The organism is Catellatospora methionotrophica (assembly GCF_011297335.1).
GTDB lineage: Bacteria > Actinomycetota > Actinomycetes > Mycobacteriales > Micromonosporaceae > Catellatospora > Catellatospora methionotrophica.
The window spans coordinates 78242-95878 of the sequence record NZ_JAAOTJ010000022.1 but is presented as its reverse complement, the minus strand read 5'-3'; the positions used below and the strand labels follow the sequence as shown (position 1 = coordinate 95878).

General features: G+C 71.7%; 9 protein-coding genes. 5 read left to right on the top strand and 4 right to left on the bottom strand.

Features of this window, described 5'->3' with window-relative positions; translation table 11 throughout:
- Nucleotides 1-66: 66 nt before the first annotated feature.
- The 3 genes from HAV40_RS32745 to HAV40_RS32735 all read right to left on the bottom strand — a co-directional run bounded on the left by HAV40_RS32745 (nt 67) and on the right by HAV40_RS32735 (nt 4896).
- Nucleotides 67-2295: a M4 family metallopeptidase gene (locus HAV40_RS32745; RefSeq protein ID WP_166388155.1), complete on the bottom strand. Its 2229-nt coding sequence runs from the start codon at nt 2293-2295 to the stop codon at nt 67-69.
- 162 nt (nt 2296-2457) lie between these two features.
- The gene (cydB, locus tag HAV40_RS32740; protein WP_166388154.1) at nt 2458-3480 is read right to left on the bottom strand and encodes a cytochrome d ubiquinol oxidase subunit II; all 1023 of its coding nucleotides are present in this window, start codon (nt 3478-3480) and stop codon (nt 2458-2460) included.
- A 12-nt stretch (nt 3481-3492) separates the two neighbouring features.
- Nucleotides 3493-4896: a cytochrome ubiquinol oxidase subunit I gene (locus tag HAV40_RS32735; protein ID WP_166388153.1), complete on the bottom strand. Its 1404-nt coding sequence runs from the start codon at nt 4894-4896 to the stop codon at nt 3493-3495.
- A gap of 275 nt (nt 4897-5171) precedes the next feature.
- Between HAV40_RS32735 and HAV40_RS32730 the strand changes: the two genes are divergently transcribed.
- Nucleotides 5172-7769: a cellulose binding domain-containing protein gene (locus HAV40_RS32730; RefSeq protein ID WP_203671025.1), complete on the top strand. Its 2598-nt coding sequence runs from the start codon at nt 5172-5174 to the stop codon at nt 7767-7769.
- Between the two features lie 94 nt (nt 7770-7863).
- On the opposite strand, the gene HAV40_RS32725 is transcribed toward HAV40_RS32730, so the two are convergent.
- Entirely contained in the window at nt 7864-9084 is a 1221-nt protein-coding gene (locus tag HAV40_RS32725; protein WP_166388151.1) for a thrombospondin type 3 repeat-containing protein, read from the bottom strand.
- Nucleotides 9085-9197: 113 nt separating this feature from the next.
- Here HAV40_RS32725 and HAV40_RS32720 point away from each other — a divergent pair, with 113 nt between their 5' ends.
- From HAV40_RS32720 to HAV40_RS32705, 4 genes are all read left to right on the top strand, one after another.
- On the top strand, nt 9198-10682 hold the full coding sequence (locus HAV40_RS32720) for a helix-turn-helix transcriptional regulator (protein ID WP_166388150.1): 1485 nt from the start codon (nt 9198-9200) through the stop codon (nt 10680-10682).
- Nucleotides 10683-10901: 219 nt separating this feature from the next.
- Nucleotides 10902-13151 carry an MMPL family transporter gene (locus HAV40_RS32715; protein ID WP_166388149.1) on the top strand — a complete coding sequence of 750 codons (2250 nt, stop codon included), beginning with the start codon at nt 10902-10904 and terminating at the stop codon, nt 13149-13151.
- 115 nt (nt 13152-13266) lie between these two features.
- Nucleotides 13267-14046, top strand: coding sequence for an adenosylcobinamide amidohydrolase (locus tag HAV40_RS32710; RefSeq protein WP_166388148.1), 780 nt, complete (start codon nt 13267-13269; stop codon nt 14044-14046).
- 158 nt (nt 14047-14204) lie between these two features.
- Nucleotides 14205-17579: a 3-keto-alpha-glucoside-1,2-lyase-like domain-containing protein gene (locus HAV40_RS32705; RefSeq protein ID WP_166388147.1), complete on the top strand. Its 3375-nt coding sequence runs from the start codon at nt 14205-14207 to the stop codon at nt 17577-17579.
- Nucleotides 17580-17637: the final 58 nt, after the last annotated feature.

Here is a 17637-nt window from a genome sequence, read left to right as displayed (position 1 = left end):
CGTGGGCGGAGGCGCCACCCATGGGTGCGGGTGGCGCCTCCGTCATTTCTTCTGGGGAGGATCAGGTCAGAGGGTCAGCGACCATGTGTCGATACGCCCGGTGTCGGCGCTCGCGGCGTCGCGGACCCGCAGGGTCCAGGTGCCGTTCGCAGCCTCGGTGGACAGGTTCACGGTGTAGGTCTGGCTGATGTTGTCGGCGCTGCCGCCGGTCCGGTTGTGCAGGTTGTACACCGAACCGTCCGGCGCGACGAGGTCGACGACCAGGTCACCCTTGTAGGTGTGGATGATGTTGACCGCGACCGCGCTGGTGGCCGACGCGTTGCGGGCACAGCCCGAGATGGCGATCGTGCTGGTCACCGTCGTGTTGTCCGGGATCGTCACGTCGGTCGGGTTGGTGCCCGAGCAGCCCGGCGCGCCGTTCACGGTCAGGCTGTACGTGGTGGTCCGGGTCGAGCTGGCGCCCGTGCCGGTCACCGTCACCGCGTACGTGCCCGAGGGGGTCGACGCGCTGGTGGCGATGGTCAGCGTGGAGGAACCGCCGGCCGAGGAGATCGACGCCGGGCTGAACGACGCGGTCGCGCCGCTCGGCAGGCCGCTGGCCGACAGGCTCACGGTCTGCGCGCTGCCGTTGGTCAGCGTGGCACCGATGGTGCTGGTGACCGAGCTGCCCGGGTTGACCGAGCCCGACGCCGGCGACGCGGCGAGGGAGAAGTCGTTGCCGGTCGGGCAGGCGGTGTCGCTGCCGGCCACGTTGACCGCGGTCCAGGCGGCCTGGACGGTCTTGTACTCGACCGAGCAGGTGCCGTAGAGGTCCGTGGCAGCCCGCAGGGTGTAGGCGCGGGCGGTGTTGGCCGGGTTGCTGGTCAGCACGTAGCGGGTGCTGGAGGTGAAGTACACGTCCAGCGCGCGGTACCAGATCTTCTCAGCCTTGGCGCGGCCGATGCCGGTCACGGCCGGAGCCGAACCGCAGACCGGGCTGGTGCCGAACGACGTGGCGCCGGTGCCCTCGGCCAGGTTGAAGAAGAAGTGGTTGCCCGGGCCTGAGCTGTAGTGCACGTCGACGCTGTTGGTGCTGGTCGACCAGCAGCCGTGCGACGCGCCGTCCAGGGTCGGGTTGTACATGTAGCGCAGCGGGGTCCCGTTGCCGTTGATGTTGATCTTCTCGCCGACCTGGTAGTCACCCGGGTCGGACGGCGCGGCCGCGTAGAACTCGACCATGTTGCCGAAGATGTCCGAGGTGGCCTCGTTCAGACCGCCGGACTCACCCGAGTAGACCAGACCCGCCAGGGCCTCGGTGACGCCGTGGCTCATCTCGTGGCCGGCGACGTCGATGGAGACGAGCGGGCGGCTGTTGCCCGAGCCGTCGCCGTAGGTCATCTGCGCGCCGTCCCAGAACGCGTTGACGTACGCGTTGCCGTAGTGGACGCGGCTGGGCACGCCCGAGCCGTTGCCGAAGATGCCGTTGCGGCCGTGCACGTTCTTGAAGTAGTCGAACGTCTTGGCCGCGCCGAAGTGCGCGTCCACACCGGCGGACTGCCGGTTGGAGTTGGCCCCGGTGCCCCACGCGTTGTCCGCGTCGGTGAACGTCGTACAGGTCGACGTGCCGTTGTTCATGTCACAGGTGCGGCCGTTGCCGCGAACCGGGTCGATGAGCTGGTACGTCGAGCCGGACAGCGTCGTGTCGATGCTGACGTTGCCCGTGTAGATGCCGTTGCCCGTGCCGGTGACCGTCTCGATCTCGTCGAACGAGCCGATCAGGGCGCCGGTCTGCGCGTCGGTGATGACGTGCAGCTTCGACGGGGTCTGGCCGTCGGCCAGCCAGCCGTGCAGCGTGGTCTCCCACGCCAGGCGGGCCGAGCCGGTGCTGGCGTCGACGAACAGCTCCGAGCCCACCGACTGGGTGATGGTGCCGGCGAAGTTGGCCTTGGCCGTCTCCAGCGCCTTGGCCGCGGTGACCTTCGGGGTGGTCGCCACGGCGATGGGCGCGATCAGGCCGTTGGAGACGCCCGCGTAGGCGCCGCCCGCCTTGGTGTGCACCACGAAGTCACCGCCGTACACGCGCAGACCCTGGTAGGTCCGGGTGTACTTGGTGTGGGTGGCGCCGTTGGCGTCCTTGCGGACGCGGTCGACGGTGTAACCGTCCGAGGCCGACGAGCGGATGTCCGCCGCGTTGGCGCCGACGGCCGCGGCACGCGCCGCGGCCGTATCGGGCGCTGCCGCGCCCGAGGTTGCTGACACTGCCACGAACGCGACCGCGGTGACGGCCACGCCGGCAGTGGCGAGGATCTTCCTCACGAGTCCTCCCCGACTCTCCACAAAGTTCTCGTGGCGGTAGCCACGAGCACCCTATGGATACCCTGTTACCCCCTTACATAGAAAGACTTGAGTATGGAGATTCATGTGTGACATACTCACGCGCGCTTGCGGCCGGACCCGTAACACATTCGACCCATCCGGTCAGTCCGGAATGTTCTGAGTACCGATGCGCTTACGGAACACCCAGTACGTCCAGCCCTGGTAGAGCACCACGATCGGCGCGAACACCACGGCCACCCAGGACATGATCTTCAGGGTGTACGCGGACGACGCCGCGTTCAGCACGGTAAGGCTGTTGACCGCCGGCTCGACGGTCGACGGCAGCACATAGGGGTGCAGCCCTGCGAACAGCGACGCGACCGCCAGCGCGATGGCCGCCGCCGTGCCCGCGAACGCCCAGCCCTCGCGGCGGCCCTCCGCATCGGTGCGCGAGCGCACCCGGTTGGCCACCAGCCCGCCGACCAGGCACACCGCCGCCAGCGCGGACAGCACCACCGCGGCCGTGCCGCCCCGGTGGGCCAGCGTCAGCCCCAGGAACAGCACCGCCAGCACCGCCGCCCCGAGCCCGGCCTGGCCCGCCACCCGGTTCGCCCGCCGCCGGATGTCCCCGGTGGTCTTCAGCGCGATGAAGATCGCCCCGTGCGTGACGAACAGCGCCGTCATGGTGACCCCGCCCAGCAGCGCGTACGGGTTCAGCAGGTCGAGCAGGCCGCCCACGTGGTTGTGCCCGCCGTCGAGCGGGATGCCGCGTACCACGTTGGCGAACACGACGCCCCACACGAACGCGGGCACCACCGACCCGAACACGATGCACGCGTCCCAGCGCCGCCGCCAGGCCGCCTCCGGCCGCTTGCCGCGGAAGTCGAACGCGACCCCGCGCAGGATCAGCGCCAGCAGGATCAGCAGCAGCGGCAGGTAGAACCCGGAGAACAGCGTCGCGTACCACTCGGGGAACGCGGCGAACATCGCCCCGCCCGCGGTGATCAGCCAGACCTCGTTGCCGTCCCACAGCGGGCCGATGGTGTTGATGACGACGCGGCGCTCCCGGTCGTCACGGCCGAGCACGGGCACCAGCATGCCCACGCCGAAGTCGAAGCCCTCCAGCACGAAGTAGCCGACGAACAGTCCCGCGATCAGCAGGAACCACAGGGTGGTCAGTTCCATGGCGCACCTCTCCTAGTACGCGAAGGCCAGCGGGCGGTCCTGCTCGGACTCGTCCTGCGGAGGCGGCGTGACGTCGGGCAGCCCGGCGCGGGCGTACTTGAGCAGCAGCCGCACCTCGATGAACGCGAGCACCCCATACACCAGGGTGAAGACGGCCAGGGAGGTGATCAGCTCGGCGGGGCCGACGTTGGGCGAGTTGGCGGCGGCGGTCTTCAGCTCGCCGAACACCACCCACGGCTGGCGGCCCATCTCGGTGAAGATCCAGCCGGTGGAGTTGGCCGCCAGCGGCAGCAGTGGCAGCAGCGGGAGCGCGCGCACCAGCCACCGGCTCGTCGGCGTCCGCCCGCGGCGGATCGACCAGAGGGCCCACAGCGCCAGCAGCGCCGCCGCCGCACCCAAGCCGATCATGAAGCGGAACGTCCAGTAGGTCAGCGGGATGTTCGGCGAGTAGTCCCCCGCGCCGTACTGCTGCTCGTACTCGGCCTGCAGGTCGTTGATGCCCTCGACCCGGCCGTCGAAGCTGCCCGTGCCCAGGAACGACAGCAGGCCGGGGATCTCCACCGACCAGACCGGCCGGCTGCCGTCGAGCGTGCCGACGGTGAACACCGAGAACGGGGCGGGCTGCTCGGAGGAGTACAGCGCCTCGGCGGCCGCCATCTTCATCGGCTGCACCTCGGTCATGATCTTGCCCTGGATGTCGCCGGTGAGCAGCATCGCGCCCATCGCGACCAGGGTCGTCCACGCGCCGATCTTCACCGCGCTGCGGTACGTGCCGGCGTCCTGCCCCGGACGCCGCACCAGGTGCCAGACCGCGACCGCGGTGACCAGCCCGCCCGCGACCAGGAAACACCCGGCGACGGTGTGCGGCACGGTGATCAGCGCCACCTTGTTGGTCAGCACGGCGACGATGTCGGTCAGCTCAGCCCGGCCGGTGTCGGGGTTGATGCGGTAACCGACAGGGTTCTGCATCCACGAGTTCGCGGCCAGGATGAAGTACGCGCTGAGCACGGTGCCGACCGCGACGACCCAGATGCAGGCCGCGTGGACCTTCTTCGGCAGCCTGTCCCAGCCGAAGATCCACAGGCCGAGGAACGTCGATTCGAGGAAGAAGGCGACCAGCGCCTCCATGGCCAGCGGCGCGCCGAACACGTCGCCGACGAAGCGCGAGTACTCGCTCCAGTTCATGCCGAACTGGAACTCCTGCACGATGCCCGTGACGAGACCCATCGCGAAATTGATCAGGAACAGCTTGCCGTAGAACTTGGTGAGCTTGAGCCACTTCTCGTTGCCGGTGCGCACCCAGGCCGTCTCGAAAGCGGCGACCATGAACACCAAGCCGATGGTGAGGGGCACGAAAAGGAAGTGGTAGACGGTGGTGACACCGAACTGCCAGCGGGCCAGATCCGTCACGTCCATGCCGGGACTCCTGCCTGTGCGAGGCTACTGGCAGCAGCGTGCTCCCTGTATATGAGCTGAATGACGCCGTCTCCCCCCAATGCGAGCTGTGTCACGCTCGTACGTCACCGTCCGGCTCGCGCCGGACCACAAGCCATTTCGAAACGTCTATGCGATTGCCGGTCACCACTGAATCCTGGGGCCTTGGAAGCGCTCCCACTTCCGTCCCGGAAAGGATTCCCGTGTCCCTGTCCCGAAGGCGGCGACCGCCCGGAAGGCGTGCCGCACATCTCACCGTGGCCGCCGCCACAGCACTGGCCGCAGCCCTCGCGCTCGGCTCCGGCCTGCTGCCCGGCCAGCCGGACGCCCCCGCCCACGCGGCCACCGTCGAGTCCGTCATCACCGTGTACGCCGACCGCCCCGGCGGCCCGCTGAAGAAGGCCGGACTGGGCACCCTGTTCGGCGTCGCGTCCACCCCCGACACGCCCGCGAACCTGGCCGCAGGGTCGCAGCTGTACCTCAGCCAGCACCAGAGCGCCCAGGGCGACGCGTCCTACCCGACCTCGACCGAGGCCGTGGCCGCCAAGACGCGGGCCGCGGGCATCAAGATGATCGGCCGCTACAACGACCTCATGGGCGGCTGGCCCTACCAGTGGAAGGGCACCGCCGACTGGTACGCCAAGGTCGACAGCGCCACCCGGGGCATCCAGGCCTACAAGGACGTGCTGCTGGCCGTGGCCCCGTTCAACGAGCCGGACAACAAGCTGCAGGGCGGCTTCGCCCAGGACGCGGGCGTGCCCGGGGCGACGTACGACCAGAAGTTCTTCTGGTTGTGGACGCAGACCTTCCGCCGCATCCGCGCGATCGACGCGACCGTGCCCATCATGGGCCCCAACTTCGAGCACTACCGCGGCTGGGAACCCGCGCTGCAGGAGCGCATGCGCGGCTTCCTGGCCAACGCCGTGGCCACCGGCACCGTGCCGAACATGATCGGCTGGCACAGCCTCGGCGCGAGCCCCGGCGACGTGCCCGAGAGCCTGTCGCGCTACTACCGGCCGCTGGAGAACCAGCTCGGCGTGCCCGGCCGCCCGCTGCCCGTGGTCATCGAGGAGTACGGCCCCGGCAACGGCGAGTTCGAGGGCGTGCCCGGCACCATGGTCAAGCACTGGGCCGAGTTCGAGCGCTACGGCGTCGACTACGCCGCGATGGGCATCTACACCAATCCCGGCCTGCTCGGGAACACCCTGCGCCGGACAGTCGCGGGCACGCTCGCGCCGAACGCGGGCTGGCACATGATGAGCTGGTACAAGTCGCTGCGCGGCGACCGGCTCGACGTCAGCCGCTGGGACACCCGCCGCTACCAGGCCAGCGACGGCGTCGCGAGCTGGGACGCGGCCTCGCGCACGATCACGCTGCTGGCCGGGGGCGAGGACGGCGACGTCGACGTGGCGGTGACCGGCCTGGCCGCCCGCGGCCTGACCGGCACCGTGCGGGTACGCCTGGAGACCGTGCCCTGGGACAAGGAGCCCACCGACACCGACCCGCGCCCCGAACGCGGCGGCGACCCGGTCACCGGCGGGTACAGCCTGTTCGACAAGGCGATGACGGTCGACGCGTCCGGCCGCCTCACGGTGCCGATCCGCACCATGCGCCGCCACGACGGCTACCGCGTCGTCATCTCCCCCGCCGCCGCGCCCGCCGCCTACCCCACCAAGTACGAGGCCGAGAACGCCGCCCGCCAGCACGTGGTCGTGCACGACGGCGCCGACGGCCGCGCCCTGGCCTCCGGCGACGCCTACGTCGGCGGCCTCGACTTCGCCGACAGCGCGGTCACCTTCACCGTCGACGCGCCCGCCGCGGGCATGTACGTGATGCGCGTGCGCTACGCCAACGGCACCGGCGCGGCCGCGAGCCACACCGTCACCGTCAACGGCACCGCGCAAGGTGTGGCCGACTACCCCGCCACCGACGGCTGGGCGAACTCCGCCCTGGCCAGCGCCCCGAAACGGGTCGCGCTGGCGGCGGGCCGCAACGAGATCCGCCTCAGCCGCGGCACCGGCCACGCCGAGCTCGACTTCATCGACGTACGCCCCGACACCCACCGGTACGAGGCCGAGCTCGCCGTCGTCACCGCCGCGCGGATCTCGCACTACGGCTACAACGAGTTCCCGGACCTGGTCGGCGGCATCGACCAGCCGGAGTCGGCGGTCGAGTTCACCGTGGACGCCCCGGTCGCCGGGTCCTACCGGCTGACCGTCGGCTACGGCAACGGCCTGCCCGGCACGGCGACCCACCGGGTGCTCGTCGACGGCGTCGAGCGCGGCGTGGTCGCGTACCCGACCACCGGCGCGTGGCTGACCGGCCCGCGCCAGGACGCGGTCCTGCGCCGCGCCGAGGTCACCGTGCCACTGCCCCAGGGACGGCACCGGGTACGCCTGGCCAAGGGTGAGGGCTTCGCGGAACTGGACTACCTGTCGGTCACCCCGCCCGCGATCCCCGGGCCTGGACCGGACCCGTCCCCGCAGCCGAGCATGTCACCGAGTCCACGGCCCAGCCCGTCAGCCTCGACGCAACCGTCGCCGAGCGCGCCGCCCGGCGCGCGCTGCACGGCCGCGTACACCGTGGTCAGCCCGTGGGACGGCGGCTTCCAGGCCGAGGTGACCGTGCGCAACTCCGGCACCCTTGCCCTCACCGGCTGGCGGGTCTCCCTCGCCTACGGCCAGGGCCAGCGGCTCAGCCAGGTCTGGAACGCGGTCCTCGGCGGCAGCGGCCCGACGCCGACCCTGTCCGGCCTGGACTGGAACAGCGCCCTCGCGCCGGGAGCGACAGCGGTCGCCGGGGTCATCGGCACCGGCCCGCCGACACCCCCGACGGCGACCTGCACCCCGGCCTGACGCCACCGTGCCGGGGCGGGCAGGGTCCCGGCACGGTTCAGCTTGCTCCTGCCGGGCCGGGTGGCGGCCGATCACCGCCACCCGGTCCCCCAGGTCAGCAGAGACCGTTGCATCCGCCGCCCGTGCCCGGCGGTCCTACCGGGATGCGGTCCAGCGGGTTCGGCAGATCGGGACGGAACTCCGGCCCCGGTGCGGTGGCCAGCCGGGTCGGCTCGACCAGCACGTACAGGCTTCCCGCCGTGTCGTCCACCAGCATGATCGTGCTCGGGTCGCGGATGTCGTCCGGCGTCCCGTCGGTGCCGGGAGCGTGCCAGCCCTGGACCACGCTGGCCGCCGCGCCGCGCAGCTTCAGCACCCCGTCTACCAGTTCCTGGGTGACGATGCCGCCGTACGCCTGGTCCGGGTCGACGTACCCGCCGTCGCCGTCGGCCGGCCCCGTCACGCCGGAGTAGCCGTCGTCGGTGCCGTCGACATCGTCGTGGGACGTGCCCTCGTAGGTCGACTCCGGCTGGCCGTCGGGCTGGTAGAGCTGCCCGCGCATCTCGGCCACCGCCGCCGCGCCGTCCACCCTGGTGTCCTCGTGACCCTTCCAGGTTCCGGTGGTCGTGTTCGCCGCATCGCGGTACACGATCTGTACGCTGCCGTCGGCCCGGGTCACCTCCTCCGAGCTGCCGTCGCGGTAACGGTTGACCATGGCGCCGCCGACGGCCTCCGCCCCGGCCCAGCCGCCGTGCGCGAAGTGGGTGCTGGACCCGCCCGCGCTGACCAGGCTCGCGTCGAAGCGTCCGAGCTTGACCCCGGCCGGCAGGCCCGGCTGCGCGGTCGCCCCGGCCAGGCCCAGCGAGAAGCCGTCCCGCTCCAGCGAGATCCCGTACGTCTCCAGCGTCTGCGCGGAGATGCCGAGCCGGGTCAGCGTGTCCGCGCGGGCGGGCAGCTCGAACGCGCCGAGCGGGTCGATGCCGAGCCGCTGCCGCGCCGCCAGCACCTCGGCCGGGAACACCGCGAACCCGCCGACGCCGTGCTCGAACGTCGGCAGCACCCGGCCCGCGGCCAGCTCGGCGAGGCGCCGCAGCGGCGGGCGGCTGGCCGGGTCGTGCGGGTCGGTGCCCGCGGCGGCCTCGTCGACGTCGCACACCCCGTCGCGATCGGAGTCGTACGCCCGCCACGCGACGTAACAGGCGGTCGGGTCGCACAGGCGCAGCACACGCTGCTCCCGGCGCGGCTCCTCGGCCGCCGCCGCGGGCACCCCGCCGCCGAGGACGAACGCCGCCGACACGGCGATCGCCGAGCCGATACTGAAATATCTTCGATGCATGGCGCGACGGTCGCACCGGCCCGCCCCGGATGCCGCCAGGTGTCGCCTTCCCGCCACTGGAACCCCGGAATCACCTGGGGATATCCCTGGTGCGGCCCCACTACTCTGTGCGCGTGTTTTTCGATGTCGAGGCCGATCGGCTGCTGGCCGCCGCGCGGCGCACCACCGAGCCGGTGGCCGCCGCCCGGCTCACCGCCGAGGCGTTCTTCCACGTGTCCCGCACCGCCGACCCGGCCGCCCTGGCCCCGCTCGCCGACCGGCTGTCGGCGCTGCGCTCCGACCCGGCGCGGCCGCAGATCGAGGCACTGTTCCACACGGTGGCCGGGGTCGTCGGCGTACGCACCAGGAAAGCGCACGCCACCCGGCACCTGGAGACCGCGCAGCGGCTCATCGAGACGCACGGCCTGCACAGCGACCCGCTCTACCTGGAGTGCGCGCTGCTGGGCAGCCTCACCCTGATGCGCCCGCAGGAGACCCGCCCGCGGTACGCGCACCTGGTGGCCCAGGCCGACACCGATCCCGCCCGGCGCGCCCGGCTGGTGTCCATGCTCGGGCTCGGCGACGCCTGGAGCGGCGACCTGCTGCGCGGCCGGGCCGAACTGCACGAGGCGCGGCGGCTCGCCCGGGCGGCGCAGCGGCTCGACATCGAGGCCGAGGCCACCTCGTGGCTGGTCAAGGTCGAGGCCATGTGCGGGGACCTGGCCGCCTCAGCGGCCTGCCTGGCCCAGGCCCGCGACCTCGCGGCACGGTCCGGCTCGCGCTGGGTCGCGGCCCACATCGCCGAATGCGCGTCCGTGCTGCACCTGGCCTCGGGCGACACCGACGCCTGGCTCGGCATCCTGGAGTTCCTGGTCGGCACCGTCGTCGGGGCCAACTCCGGCCTCATCTTCGAGCACCGCTGGGAACTGGCCACCCACTACGCCCTGCACGACCGCGCCGACGCCGCCGCGGCGCTGCTCGCGGCCATGCCCGACCCGCCGCTGGGCTGGCCCGGCGCACCGGCCCTGCCCGCCTGGCGGGCCTGGATCAGCGAGCCCGCCGACCCCGCCGCGATGGCCCGGTTCGAGACGTCCCTGGCCGGGCTGAACCGCCCCGTGGAGCGGCTGTCCCGGCCCCGGATGGCCTGGCTGCTCGGCGCGCAGCACGCCCGGCTCGGACGACGGGCCGACGCGACCCGGCTGCTGGAGGCCGCCTGCACCGGCTACGCCGCGATCGGCGCGGCCGGGCTGCTCACCCGGGTAATGGCCGACCTGCAACACCTCAGCGCACCGGGCGGCCGCACGGTCACCGTGCCCAGGCCCCGGCGCCCCGTCCCCGGTCTGGAGGACGGCCTGCCCGTCACCTCGCCGTCCGCGCCCTCACCAGCCCAGACGCACGCCGCGCGCGGGTCCGTGCCCGACGGACAGCGGCTGACCGAGGCCGAGACGCGCGTCGCCCAGGCCGTCTCGGGCGGGCTCAGCAACCGGGAGGCCGCCGAGCTGCTGGGCGTCTCCGCCAAGACCGTCGAGTTCCACCTCGGCAACATCTTCCGCAAACTCGGCGTCCGCAACCGCACCGAACTCGCCGCCACCACCTCCACCCTCCGCCTAGGCGCATGACCTGACGATCTGGATGAGTGGTGGTCGCCGGAACGACCACAGCTCATCCAGATCCGATCGGATTGCCGTCAGCCGCCCCGGGTCGGCCGGGACCGGGCGCGGTGGCCGGGATGTACGGCTACCGCTTGGTCAGCACCGCGCTGTTGCGTTCGGACGGTCGGCGGTATTTCATGGCGTCGGCGATCACCGGATCGCGGCACGGCCATCCTGGAGGACGCGATGCTCGCACGGCTCGGTCGGATCGCCGCCCGGGGGCGGTACGCGGTGATCGCGGGGTGGGCCGCGATCGCTTTGTGCGGGGCGGTGTTCGGCGGCTCGGTGTACGACAGGACCGAACCGCTGGACGACCTGCGCCCCGACGCCGAGTCGACGGTCGCGCAGGCGCGGCTCGACGCGCTGACCCCGACCGGCGAGCAGCTGGTCGCGGTGCTGTCGGGGCGGAACTTCTTCGCGACCGACCTCGTCAACCAGGCCACCCAGATCATGTTCGAGATCCGGGCGATCCCGGGCGTCGTCAAGGTCACCGACGCGTACACCGCCGGCTCGTCACAGATCTCCGCCGACAGCGAGAGCTCCCTGGTCGTCGTCGAGCTGTCGCCCCAGCTGAGCGACGACGAGGCGCTGGCAGTGGCCGACAAGGTCAGCGCGGCGCTGCACCGCATCGACGTGCCGCAGGTGCTGGTCGGCGGGAAGCTGCTGGCCGAGCGCGACTTCGGCGACCAGGCGATCGCCGACGCCGCGCTCGGGGAGTCGGTCGCGCTGGTCGTGCTCTGCGGGGCGCTGATCGTCATGCTGGGCGGGCTGGCCGCGGGCAGCCTGCCGATCGGCGCGGCGCTGGCCACCGTCGCGGGGACGCTGCTGGCGCTGACCGGCCTGGCCGGGGTCACCGGCGTCAGCGACTACACCGTCAACGTGGTCACCCTGCTCGGCCTGGGCCTGGCCGTCGACTACAGCCTGCTGATCGTGGCCCGCTTCCGGGAGGAACGGGCCGCCGATCCGCGCGCGCCGCTGCCGGAGCTGCTGTCGCGTACGGTCGCCACGGCCGGGCGGGCCGTGCTGGTGTCGGGGCTGGCCGTCGGGGCCGCGCTGTCCGGCCTGTTCGTCTTCGCCGATCCGCTGCTGGCCGCGATGGCGCTCGGCGGCGCGCTGGTCGTCCTGCTGGCCACGGTGGCCGGGCTGACCCTGGTGCCCGCGCTGATCACGATCGCGCACCGGCACATCCCCGCGCCGGGCACCAGGACGTGGGTGTGGCGGCGTCCGGCGCGGCGCGGCCCGGGACTGCTGGCCCGGTCGGCGGCGTTCGCGCAGCGCCGGCCCGTGGCGGTGGCGCTGGCGGTGACCGCCGCGCTGCTCACCCTGGGCGTGCCGCTGCTGCACGTGAACCTGGCCGACTCCGACGCCCGCTCCCTGCCCGCGAGCAGCGAGGCCCGCCAGGCGTACGAGGCCTACGAGCACCACTTCGCCGCGAAGTATCCCGAGCCCGTCCCCGTGGTCATCGAGGGCGCCGCCACCGACCTCGCGGTGCAGAGCCTGCTCGCACGCATCCGCGCCCTGCCCGGCGTGACCGACGTGGACCTGCGCGAGAACATGCCGCCGCAGGTCGTCGTCGCCGAGGTGGAGCGGCCCGGCCTGGCGGCGGGAGAGCAGACCCAGCAGCTCGTACGCGACGTGCGTGCTCTGGACACGACGGTGCCCGTGCTGGTGGCGGGCCCGGCCGCGCAGCTCATCGACGCGAAGGAGGCCACCGGCGACCGGCTGCCGATCGCGCTCGGCGTCGTCATCGTCGCGACGGCGCTGCTGCTGTTCCTGCTCACCGGCTCACTGGTGGTGCCCGTCAAGGCGCTGCTGATGAACCTGCTGACCATGCTGGCCACGCTCGGCGTGCTGGTCGCGGTGTTCCAGTGGGGCTGGGGCTCGGGCCTGCTCGGCTTCACGCCGTGGGGCGCGCTGGACCTGACCACGCCGCTGCTGCTGTTCGTCTTCGTGTTCGGCCTGTCCATGGACTACGAGGTGTTCCTGCTGGCCCGGATCCGCGAGGAGTGGGCCCGCCGCACCGGCGACGACCGCGCCGCCAACGACCGGGCCGTACTGGCCGGGATCACCGCCACCGGCCCCGTGGTCACCGCCGCCGCGGTGTCGATCGGCATCGTCTTCCTCGGCTTCGCGCTGGGCGAGCTGATCGCCGTCAAGGAGATCGGCGTCGGCATGGCCGTCGCCGTCCTCCTCGACGTCACCGTCGTACGCGGCCTGCTCCTACCCGCCGCGATGTCCCTGCTCGGCCGCGCCAACTGGTGGCCCACCCGCACCCCCGCCCTACCCACCCCATCCGCACCGACCGTCCCGCAACCCCGCCGAACCCGCCCCACCAAGCCCACCACCTCAACCACCCCCTCCGCCTCCGCCACCACCTCCACCCCGGTCGCGCCCGCCACCCCTGCCGCGCCCGCGCGCACACCCCGCTCCTCATAGACACTGGCCTATTACATCGATTATTCGTGCATCAAATTCGATGTAATAGGCCAGCGTCTATGCTCAAAGGGGACTCCGGCCCGCGCGAGCGGCCACGTTAAGGTTCCGTGTGCCGATGCCGAACCCCGATGCCGTGCTGCTACGCGCCCTGCTCGTCCCACACGAGGACGAGTCGGGAGCCTGGCCCGCCCTGGTATGGCAGGCCGGTGACGACTGGCAGATGATCTCCAGCGCGGTACTCGGCGGCGGCATGGGTCCACGCGCCTGGGTGCTCAACGCCCAGGTCGGCCACGGCTACACCCGGCTCGACCCGGAGCGGCACCTCGCCGAGATCGCCCAGCGGCACGGCCTGACCGGCCCCGGCGTCGGCCTGATGACCGCCGCCCGCGTAACCGAAGCCGGCTTCGCCACCGACGGCGGCGCCGAAGCCCTTGTCACGGCAGGCATCGGCGTATCCGGCTGGGCCGCGCAGCCCCCCGACGCGGCCGCGCGGCCCGCCGGTCTGGGTGCCCACGCGCTCTTGCGGTCTCCCGATACGGGTGCCGACGTGGCCGTGCGGCTGGCCGATCCGGGTGCCGACGCCCAGAACCCCGGCGGCGCCGCTTTCGTCCCCGGCACGATCAACATCATGGTGGCCGTGCCCGTGGCGCTGTCGCCCGCCGCGCTGGTGAACGCGGTGGCCACCGCCACCGAGGCGAAGGTGCAGGCGCTGCGCGACGCGGGGTTCGACGCCTCGGGCACGCCGACCGACGCCGTGTGCGTCGCCGCCCGGGCGGCGGGCGAGCAGGAGCGCTTCGCCGGACCGCGTTCGGCGTGGGGATCGCGGCTGGCCAGAGCGGTCCACGCGGCCACTGTGGAGGCCGCGCTGCGGTACCGCGCCCGGCGACTTTCGTAGAGACAGCAAGAACTTTTGCTGTATCGATTGAAAGATATAGACAGCGCGATCGAAAGCGTCTAATGTCTCGCTTCACCCTCCGATGTTTCTGGTGTGTTAATCGTCGGCGTCGATGACCGCCCGGGCACGGCCACCCCCGCATCTCCCCAGGAGTAACGATGGGCAGACGACTGCTACGCCGAATTCGCGGTCCCGTGCTGGTATCGCTGGCACTCGCCCTCGCGGGCGGGGTGTGGGCCGCGCCCGCCGCCGCGGTGCCCGCCCAGGAACCCGGCGTCACCCTGCGCGTGTTCGACCTCCAGGTGCCGCTCAACGAGCTCTGCGTGCTCAAGACCGGGCAGACGCCCAACGTCGACAAGCTGATGCCGACGATCAACTGGAGCACGGCCGCCGACTTCGGGTTCGAGGACCTGTTCATCGCCCAGGCGCTGGGCAACATCAACATCACCACCGCCGGGTCGTACACCTTCCGCCTCACCAGTGACGACGGCTCCGAGCTGCGGATCGACGGCGCGATGGTGGTCAACCACGACGGCCTGCACGGGGCGACCGCCCTGGAGGGCACGGTCAACCTGACCACCGGCTACCACGCGCTGCGCCTGGACTACTTCGAGCGCACCGGTGGCCAGCAGCTCACCCTCGAGTGGCGTACGCCCGGATCGTCGTCGTTCACGCTGGTGCCGAACTCGGCGCTGAGCACCGACGCGGGCGTGGTGCGGGTGACCGCGCCGGGCCGCAAGGAGTGCGAGGGCGTGGCCGACTCCCCCGGCGACGGGCTGCCGCTGACCAGCGTGCACCCCGGCTTCTCGCTGACCAACCTGCGGCCGGGCTCGTTCCAGCCGAAGGTCACCGGCATGGACTGGCTGCCCGACGGCCGCCTGGTGATCTGCACCTGGGGCGGCACCGACCAGTCCGGCACCTCGCAGGCCGGTGAGGTCTACGTGCTGGCCAACACCGGTGGCGCGACCAGCCCCGGCAACGTGACCACGAAGAAGATCGCCGGCAACCTCAAGGAGCCTATGGGTCTGAAGGTCGTCGACGGGGTCGTCTACGTCTCCGAGAAGCAGCGGCTGACGCAGCTGCTCGACACCAACGGCGACGACGTCGCCGACCAGTACAACGTGATCGCGACCTGGCCCTGGGGCGGCGGCTTCCACGAGTTCGCGTTCGGGCTGCTGTACGCCGACGGCTTCTTCTACCTGAGCCTGTCGGTGCCGATCGACTACGGCGGCGCGAGCACCGTCCCGCAGCCCGTGGCCGGCCGCGGCACCGCGATCAAGGTGAACAAGGCGACCGGCGCGGTGTCCTACATCGCCGGTGGCCTGCGTACGCCGCACGGCATCGGCTGGGGTCCGGAGAACGGCGTCTTCGTCACCGACAACCAGGGCGGCTGGCTGCCCGCCTCGAAGCTGGTGCACATCAAGCAGGGCCGCTTCTTCAACCACTACAACACCCCGGCCGGGCAGTTCGACACCGCGCCGGTGACCCCGCCGGTGCTGTGGATGCCGCAGAACGAGATCGCCAACTCGCCGAGCACCCCGATGCTGCTGCCCAGCGGCGTGTACGCGGGGCAGTTCGTGATCGGTGACGTGACCTACGGCGGTCTGCAGCGGGCGTTCGTGGAGAAGGTCAACGGGGAGTACCAGGGCGCGCTGTTCCGCATGACGCAGGGCCTGGAGGCGGGTGTCTCCGAGGTCAACATCGGGCCGGACGGGGCGATCTACCTCGGCGGGCTCGGCGCGGGCGGCAACTGGGGCCAGTCCGGCAAGCTGACCTACGGCCTGCAGAAGCTGACCCCGAACGGCACGTCGGTGTTCGACATCCTGGCCGTGCGGGCCACCGGCGCCGGGTTCGAGATCGAGTACACCCAGCCCCTGTCGGCGGCGACCGCGGCGAGCCTGGCCTCGGCGTACAAGCTCAAGCAGTGGCGCTACCAGCCCACGGCCGGCTACGGCGGCCCGAAGATCGACGAGCAGAACCTGACCGTCACCTCGGCCACGCTGTCCGCGGACGGCAAGAAGGTCACGCTGGCGGTCGACGGCCGGCTGGCCGGGCGCGTGGTGCACATCCGCTCGCCGCGCCCGTTCAGCTCCAGCACCGGCGCCTCACTGTGGAGCACCGAGGCCTGGTACACCCTCAACGCCATCCCCGGCCAGGTCACGCCCCCTTCGGACGGGATCTACCAGGCGGAGTCGGCGGCCCGGGCCGGCGGCGCGACGGTCGCCACCGACCACACCGGCTACACCGGCAGCGGTTTCGTCGCCGGGTACGGCACGCTCGGCGCGAGCACCACGTTCACCGTGACGGCGGGCAGCGCCGGGACCTACCAGGCAGCGCTGCGCTTCAGCAACGGCCCGAACCCGTTCGTCGGCCCGAAGACGGTCAGCCTGTACGTCAACGGCGTCAAGCAGCGCCAGGTGACCATGGGCAACACCGGCAACTGGGACACCTGGTCGACGATCACCGAGAGCGTCGCGCTGAACGCGGGGGCCAACACCGTCGCGGTCAAGTACGACAGCGGCGACACGGGGCACGTCAACCTGGACGCCCTGACGCTGACCGGCGGGGCCGGGGCGATCGTCGGCATCGGCGGCAAGTGCGTCGACGTCGACAACGCGGGCACCGCCAACGGCACGAAGATCCAGCTGTACACCTGCAACGGCTCGGCCGCGCAGCGCTGGAGCCGGGTCGGCGGCACCCTGCAGGCGCTGGGCAAGTGCCTCGACGTCGACAACGCGGGCACCGCCAACGGCACCAAGGTGCAGCTGTGGACCTGCAACGGCACCGCCTCGCAGGTCTGGCAGCCGCAGCCGGACGGCACGGTCCTCAACCCGCAGTCGGGCAAGGTGCTCGACGCACTGAGCGGCAGCTCCGCCGACGGCACCCAGCTGCACATCTGGCAGGCCGCCGGGGTGCTCAGCCAGCGCTGGGCGATCTCCGGCAGCGGGCAGCGCATCCAGCTGTTCGACGGCGACGACGTGGCCTCGTGGCAGAACTCCAGCGGCGGCGCGGCGACGTGGCCGTTATCCGGCGGCTCGCTGGAGTCGCTGGGCGGCGACATCCGCTCCCGGCAGGCGTTCGGCGACTTCAAGCTGCACGTGGAGTGGTACGAGCCGCTCTACCCCGCCAACGTCACCGGCCAGCAGCGCGGCAACAGCGGCATCTACCTGCAGGACCGGTACGAGCTTCAGGTGCTGGACTCCTACGGTGACGCCTCGCTGGACAACACCGAGGCGGGCTCGATCTACACCAAGGCGGCCGCCAGTGTGAACGCGGCGGGCGCTCCGGAGACCTGGCAGTCGTACGACGTGGTGTTCAAGGCGGCCCGCTTCGACGGCTCGGGCAACAAGACGGCCGACGCCCGGGTCACCATCGTGTGGAACGGGTTCGTGGTGCACAACGACATCACGATCAACGGGCCGACCGGGGCCGGTGCGCCGGAAGGCCTGTCGCCCGGCCAGATCCGGCTGCAGGACCACGGGGACGCGGGCGCGAACCCGCGATTCCGCAACATGTGGATCGAACCGCTCTAGCCACGACTCACAAATAGGACGAAAGCTGCGCCCCTGCTGCTACAACAGCAGGGGCGCA

Coding starts and splice junctions, on each gene's coding strand:
- cydB (WP_166388154.1), bottom strand. CDS start 3,480: ATGGAACTGACCACCCTGTGGTTCCTGCTGATCGCGGGACTGTTCGTC.
- HAV40_RS32735 (WP_166388153.1), bottom strand. CDS start 4,896: ATGGACGTGACGGATCTGGCCCGCTGGCAGTTCGGTGTCACCACCGTC.
- HAV40_RS32725 (WP_166388151.1), bottom strand. CDS start 9,084: ATGCATCGAAGATATTTCAGTATCGGCTCGGCGATCGCCGTGTCGGCG.
- HAV40_RS32715 (WP_166388149.1), top strand. CDS start 10,902: ATGCTCGCACGGCTCGGTCGGATCGCCGCCCGGGGGCGGTACGCGGTG.
- HAV40_RS32710 (WP_166388148.1), top strand. CDS start 13,267: ATGCCGAACCCCGATGCCGTGCTGCTACGCGCCCTGCTCGTCCCACAC.
- HAV40_RS32705 (WP_166388147.1), top strand. CDS start 14,205: ATGGGCAGACGACTGCTACGCCGAATTCGCGGTCCCGTGCTGGTATCG.